The 6,011-nt window shown below is 69.5% G+C and carries 3 protein-coding genes; all 3 read right to left on the bottom strand.

Translation table 11 applies throughout. The features are described from left to right. Window positions 1-458 precede the first annotated feature (458 nt). Complete coding sequence (locus tag OG897_RS29720; protein ID WP_266661545.1) at window positions 459-1,700, bottom strand: NAD(P)/FAD-dependent oxidoreductase; 1,242 nt, start codon at window positions 1,698-1,700, stop codon at window positions 459-461. A 566-nt stretch (window positions 1,701-2,266) separates the two neighbouring features. Beyond that, window positions 2,267-4,603 carry a phosphoketolase gene (locus tag OG897_RS29715; protein ID WP_266662497.1) on the bottom strand — a complete coding sequence of 779 codons (2,337 nt, stop codon included), beginning with the start codon at window positions 4,601-4,603 and terminating at the stop codon, window positions 2,267-2,269. A gap of 77 nt (window positions 4,604-4,680) precedes the next feature. Beyond that, window positions 4,681-5,553, bottom strand: coding sequence for a universal stress protein (locus OG897_RS29710; protein ID WP_266661543.1), 873 nt, complete (start codon window positions 5,551-5,553; stop codon window positions 4,681-4,683). Window positions 5,554-6,011 lie beyond the last annotated feature (458 nt).

The raw sequence follows: 6,011 nt of genomic DNA, 5'->3' as shown, positions 1-6,011 counted from the left end.
GTGAGGCGCATGGATCGCGTGGCGGATTGCCGAGGGCCCCGGGGCAACAGAATCCGGAGCGGGTGATGCCCGGATACGCGTGCGCGGTGCTGTCCGGGCGGGCCTCGGCGCATGCGGGGGCCCGGCAGGACGGCAGCGGCGACGGAACACAGCAGGCCCGGGCCGTGACGGAGGAACGTAAGGGAAGGGGAGGGTGAACGAAGCCGCCGCGGAACGGCGGAGCGACAGCCGAGGGACGCGGGTGTCGCGGTGGGCCGGGACGCGGACATCGCGCCGGGCCTCGCAGGAGGGCGCCGCATCGGCCGCGCGGCGAGGACCGCGCGCGGCCGGGCGGGTGCGGCCCCGGACCTCCACGCCCCCTGACCCGCCGACGGGGCCAGGGGGGAAACGTAAGGTGACAGACCGACAGATGTGCTGCCACCGGACCCCGTTGAGTTGAGATGCGGTGGTGCGGGCGGTCAGGCCATCGGGTCGTATATTCGCTGGTCCTGCGGTACGCCCGCATCGTCGTAGAGGCGCTCAAGGGCGTCGGGCGAGTAGATCTCGTGGTCCTCCACGACGCCGGCGATCAGGCCGAGCATCTTGTTGGTCCACTCCTGGCTCGTGCTCATCGCGCTCATCGTCGCCTTGAAGAACGGCGGCAGCTCGGTGAGTTCACTGAGCGTGGTGGTGAAGTCGTAGACTCCCGCACTCTCTTCGTCACGCACCTTGTTGTACTCGGCCAGCGCCTCCTCCATCGGGCGCTCACCGGACAGACCCTGGTGGACGCGGTCGGCGAGGAGCTCGCCGTGGAGGAAGGAGTCCGTGATGCCCCAGCCGGTGTAGGGGTCCTTGTGGTAACCGGCGTCGCCGACGAGGGCCCAGCCGGGGCCGTGGGCGCGGCGGTAGTAGTTGTCCGGGTAGCGCATGGGCCTGAAGTCCTCTTCGCGCCTGCCCTCTTCGCGCAGGCGCGCGCCCATGTCCGGGGCCACGTCGTCGAACACGGCCTGGAAACGGCCCTCCACGTCCTGGCGGAAGTCCTTCAGGTGACGCCGGGTGCCGATGATGGCCAGCATGGTCAGACCGTCGTTCGTGGGCCAGCTGCCGAACCACTGCTCGTTGAGGCCGACCTTGTGGTGCAGTCCCCAGTCCAGTCCGCTGTAGTACGAGTAGTAGATGAAGCCGGCGGCGGGGCGGACGTTGTACAGGTCGGCGCCCACCTTCTTGGCGACCGTGGAGTGGAAGCCGTCGGCGCCGATGACCAGGGTGGCGCGGAACTCCTTCTCCGGGCCGTCCCCTTCACGGCCGCGGATGCCCACCACCCGGTCGCCGGAGCGGACCAGGTCGGAGACTGTGAACCCCTCGATGACCTCGGCACCGGCCCGTCGGGCGGCATTGACCAGGATCTCGTCGAGGACGGTGCGGCGCGGGCAGTAGACGGCGTCGACGCCGTTGACCGGATCGGCGAACCCGTTGAGCTCGACGCCCCGGTACGCGTAGTGCATCTTGCGGATGGCAGGCGTCTTCGCGTCGATGATCTCGTCGAGGAGGCCCCACTCCTGGAGCTTCAGGAGGCCCGCCTGGTGGATGTAGTGGGTCGACACCGTGTCGCTGGGGAACGAGGACCGGTCCACGACCAGGACGCGGTGCCCCTGTCGCGCAAGCAGCATGGCAACCGGCGATCCGGCGCAGCGGGCACCCACAACAATCACGTCGTACATGGCGATCCCCCATGGTCTCAGCTCGATAGAGGAGCGTTCGCACATTTGCGTTCAGTCGTGTGCGGCGCTGATTCAGGACACTATGAGTCTGCATTGACCAAGGTCAAGAGTTGGTGGATGCCAGGTAATGACATGCGCTTATACCCAGTGAGAGGAATGGAGTATTCCACTCCAAGAATGGCCATCTCCAGTAAACAGAAGTCTCCTTTAACCCGTTTTGGTCCGTGAATAGACGACCAAAGCGTGTCCTAGATCACACCTTCGACTCCAAGCCGATCACCCCCTCCCTGTCACATCACGGACACGCGGCGGCCTCATGAAGCTTCGGGAAGGTAAAGCGAGACACTGGCAATAAGCCATACTTGACCGTCGCATTACCCAGAAGAAGTATCCCGGGAAATTAGGCAGAAGAAGTCACCTGTGAAGTTTCAAGAAAGAATGGGCCGCCCGGCGCAGGACAAAGGCGTGGAGCACCACGACCACGGGACACAGGACGTGATGCATCACGGAGTGGCGTGCACCGGGAAGGGACAGGGGAGGGAACACCTCGATGGAGTGGGGCGGGGTCAGCCGGTCCAGGTCCAGTCGGCGACCTCGGGGAGGTCGGTGCCGTGGATGCGGATCCAGGCGTGGTGGCGGGTGCGGGCGTCGGCCATGGTCTGGCGGACGGTCGCGGCGCGGACGGCGAGGCCCGGGACGCGGTCGATGACGTCCATGACGAGGCGGTACCGGTCGAGGTCGTTGCGTACGACCATGTCGAAGGGTGTGGTGGTGGTCCCGGCCTCTTTGTAGCCGCGTACGTGCAGATGCCGGTGGCCGGTGCGGCGGTAGGCGAGGCGGTGGACCAGCCACGGATAGCCGTGGTAGGCGAAGATCACCGGCCGGTCGGGGGTGAACAGGGCGTCGTACTCGGAGTCGGGCATGCCGTGCGGGTGCTCCTCGCGCGGCAGCAGCCGGGTCATGTCGACGACGTTGACCACGCGTACGGCGAGGTCGGGAAGGTGGTGGCGGAGCAACTGGGCTGCCGCCAGTACCTCTTGGGTGGGGACGTCGCCCGCGCAGGCCAGCACCACGTCCGGCTCCCTGGTGCTGTCTTCGGTGCCGGCCCATTCCCAGATGCCCGCGCCGCGTGCGCAGTGGCTGCGGGCCTCGTCCAGGGACAGCCAGTCGAAGCAGGGCTGCTTGCCCGCGACGATCACATTGACGTAGTCCCGGCTGCGCAGCACGTGGTCGGCGACGGAGAGCAGGGTGTTGGCGTCCGGCGGGAAGTAGACGCGGACGACCTCGGGGCTCTTGTTGAGGACGTGGTCGACGAAGCCGGGGTCCTGGTGGGAGAAGCCGTTGTGGTCCTGGCGCCAGACGTGTGAGGTGAGCAAGTAGTTGAGGGAGGGAACAGGGGCGCGCCAGGGCAGGGTGCGGGAGGTCTTCAGCCACTTGATGTGCTGGTTGACCATGGAATCGACGATGTGGACGAAGGCTTCGTAGCAGGAGAAGAGGCCGTGACGGCCGGTGAGGTGGTAGCCCTCCAGCCAGCCCTGGCAGGTGTGTTCGGAGAGGATCTCCAGCACGCGGCCGTCGGTGGCGAGGTGCTCGTCGGTGGGCAGGACCTCCCCCTGCCACGCCTTGCCAGTGACCTCGAAGAGCGCGCCGAGCCGGTTCGAGGCGGTCTCGTCGGGACCCACCACGCGGAAGTCCCGGCTCTGTGCGGTGTCCTGCATGACCTGGGCGAGCAGGCCGCCCAGAACGCGGGTGGGCTCGTGCAGGGTGGTACCCGGTTTGTCGACGGGAACGGCGAAGTGCTCCAGCGGCGGGACGGGGAGGTCTCGGGTGAGGAGACCCCCGTTGGCGTGCGGGTTCGCGCCGAGGCGGCGGGTTCCTGACGGAACGCAGGACAGCACCTGGGCGGTGGGGCGGCCGTCGGCGTCGAAGAGTTCCTCGGGCCGGTAGGAGCGCAGCCATGCCTCCAACTGCCGCAGGTGGTCCGGGTTTTCGCGTACGGAAGCCAGCGGGACCTGGTGCGAGCGCCAGGTGCCCTCGACCGGCTCGCCGTCCACGGCGGCGGGGCCTGTCCAGCCCTTGGGAGTACGGAGCACGATCATGGGCCAGCGGGGCCGGGTGCGGGCGCCGTTGGTGCGGGCCTCGCGCTGGAAGGCGGTGATCTGCTCCAGCGCCCGGTCCAGGGCGGCGGCCATCGCGGGGTGGACGGTGCGCGGGTCGTCTCCCGTGACGTGGAGGGGTTCGTGTCCGAAACCGCGCAGCAGGGCGTCGAGTTCTGCTTCGGGGATGCGGGACAGGACGGTCGGGTTGGCGATCTTGTAGCCGTTGAGGTGCAGGATCGGCAGGACCGCGCCGTCGTGGACGGGGTCGAGGAACTTGGTGGAGTGCCAGGACGCGGCGAGCGGCCCGGTCTCCGCCTCGCCGTCGCCGACCACGCAGGCGACCAGCAGGCCGGGGTTGTCGAACGCGGCGCCGTACGCGTGGGAGAGGGAGTAGCCCAGCTCGCCGCCCTCGTGGATCGAGCCGGGGGTCTCGGGGGCGACGTGGCTGGGCACGCCGCCGGGGAAGGAGAACTGCCGGAACAGCTTCCCCATCCCGTCCGCGTCCCGGCCGATCGTCGGGTACGTCTCGCTGTACGAGCCCTCCAGCCAGGAGTTGGCCAGGACGGCGGGGCCGCCGTGGCCGGGACCCCAGATGCAGATCGCGTCGAGGTCGTGGTCCTGGACGAGACGGTTGAGGTGCGTGTGCACCAGGTTCAGGCCGGGAGAAGTCCCCCAGTGGCCGAGAAGACGGGGCTTCAGGTGTGCGGGGCGCAGCGGTTCGGTCAGGAGGGGGTTGTCGAGGAGGTAGATCTGGCCGGCGGCCAGGTAGTTGGCGGCGCGCCAGTGAGCGTCGAGATCTGCCATGCGGTCGTGTGCCACGTTGCCTTCTCCCTCTGTGAGTCGGGGTGTACGGGTTGTACGGGTTGCCGGACCGGTCGTGCTCAGTCGTGCGGGACGACGGCCACCGGGCAGGAGGCGTGGTGCAGTACGCCGTGGTTGACGAGGCCGAGCTGCATCCCGAGGTGTCCCTTGCGCCGTCGGGCGCCGACGACCAGCAGGCCCGCGGTGCGGGAGGCGTCCAGCAGCGCGGAGCGTGCGGTGCCTTCGGTGATGTCGCGCCGTACGGTGACGTCGGCGAACTCCGGATGCGCGTGCACCACGGCTTTCAGCGCTCCCTCCACCTGTCCTTCCGCCCGTCGGCGGTGGTCGTCGGAGGCCGCCCGGGGGTGGTCGGGGACTTCTTGGGCGGGGCAGCGCCATGCGTGCACGACGGTCACCGGGACCGTGCGCAGCAGGGCCTCGCGGAAGGCGAACTCCATGGCCGGGGCGGCCGCGTCGGGTTCGTCCACGCCGACGGCGACCGCACGTACGGCCCCCGTCTCCTGACGCGGAGCGCCACGCACGACGATCACTGGTACAGCCGCGCGTGCGGCCACCCCCAGGCTCACCGATCCGAGCAGCAGTTCCGCCAGCTCACCGTGGCCCCTGCTGCCGACCACGAGGGCTTCGGCGGCCTCGGCGAGCCGTGCGAGCGCGAACACCGGGTCCTCGGCGACCACCGTGCTCGTGACCGGCACTGCGGGCTGTCGGCGCTCCACCCGCTCCACCGCCGTGGCGGCGATGTCGTCGGCGTAGCTCTGGAGGGAGGGTCGGCTGTAACCGAGACCCGGCTCCAGGGAGGCGTACTGCTCCCACCGCCAGGCATGCACGACCCGCAACGGCACCCCGCGTGCCGCCGCCTCGTCGGCGGCCCAGTCCAGGGCGGACAGGCTCGGATCCGATCCGTCCACTCCGACGATCAGTGGCTTGTGCACCGCGACACCACCTTCCGGTACGCCCCTCGGCCGGGGCACTGCTGCGGACGTTTCCACGCGGAGGCCGGGCCGGGGAGGGGATAACCGGCCCCGCGCAGGGTCGTTCGGCCCCTGCCGCGCGCGCCCTTCGGTCCGCACGGTGGAGAACACCGCCGAGGGGAGGAAGCGCGACGGACACACCGCCACGCCTCGCGGTGATCGGTGTCGGCAACGAGTTCCGCCGGGACGACGGCATGGGCCGGGCGGTGATCGGCCGTCTGCGGAATCGCTTCGACAGCCGGAGCTCCCCGGAGCCGGAGCCGGGTCCGGGGGCCGTTCGGCCCCCGGCCAACCCCCGTACAGCCCCTGCCCGTACCGCCCTCACCGCCGGACGCTCGAAGCACCCACTCGTGCCCAGGAGGCCCACGATGACGGACGGCGCCCGCCCCATCGCCCCGGTCCACGCCCTGCTCGCCGAC

The organism is Streptomyces sp. NBC_00237, from assembly GCF_026342435.1.
GTDB lineage: Bacteria > Actinomycetota > Actinomycetes > Streptomycetales > Streptomycetaceae > Streptomyces.
The sequence above is the reverse complement of the archived record's forward strand: the minus strand, read 5'-3'. Positions and strand labels throughout refer to the sequence as shown.

Excerpts from the sequence above, each read along its gene's own strand:
- OG897_RS29720 (WP_266661545.1), bottom strand. The coding sequence starts at position 1,700 with ATGTACGACGTGATTGTTGTGGGTGCCCGCTGCGCCGGATCGCCGGTT.
- OG897_RS29715 (WP_266662497.1), bottom strand. The coding sequence starts at position 4,603 with ATGGCAGATCTCGACGCTCACTGGCGCGCCGCCAACTACCTGGCCGCC.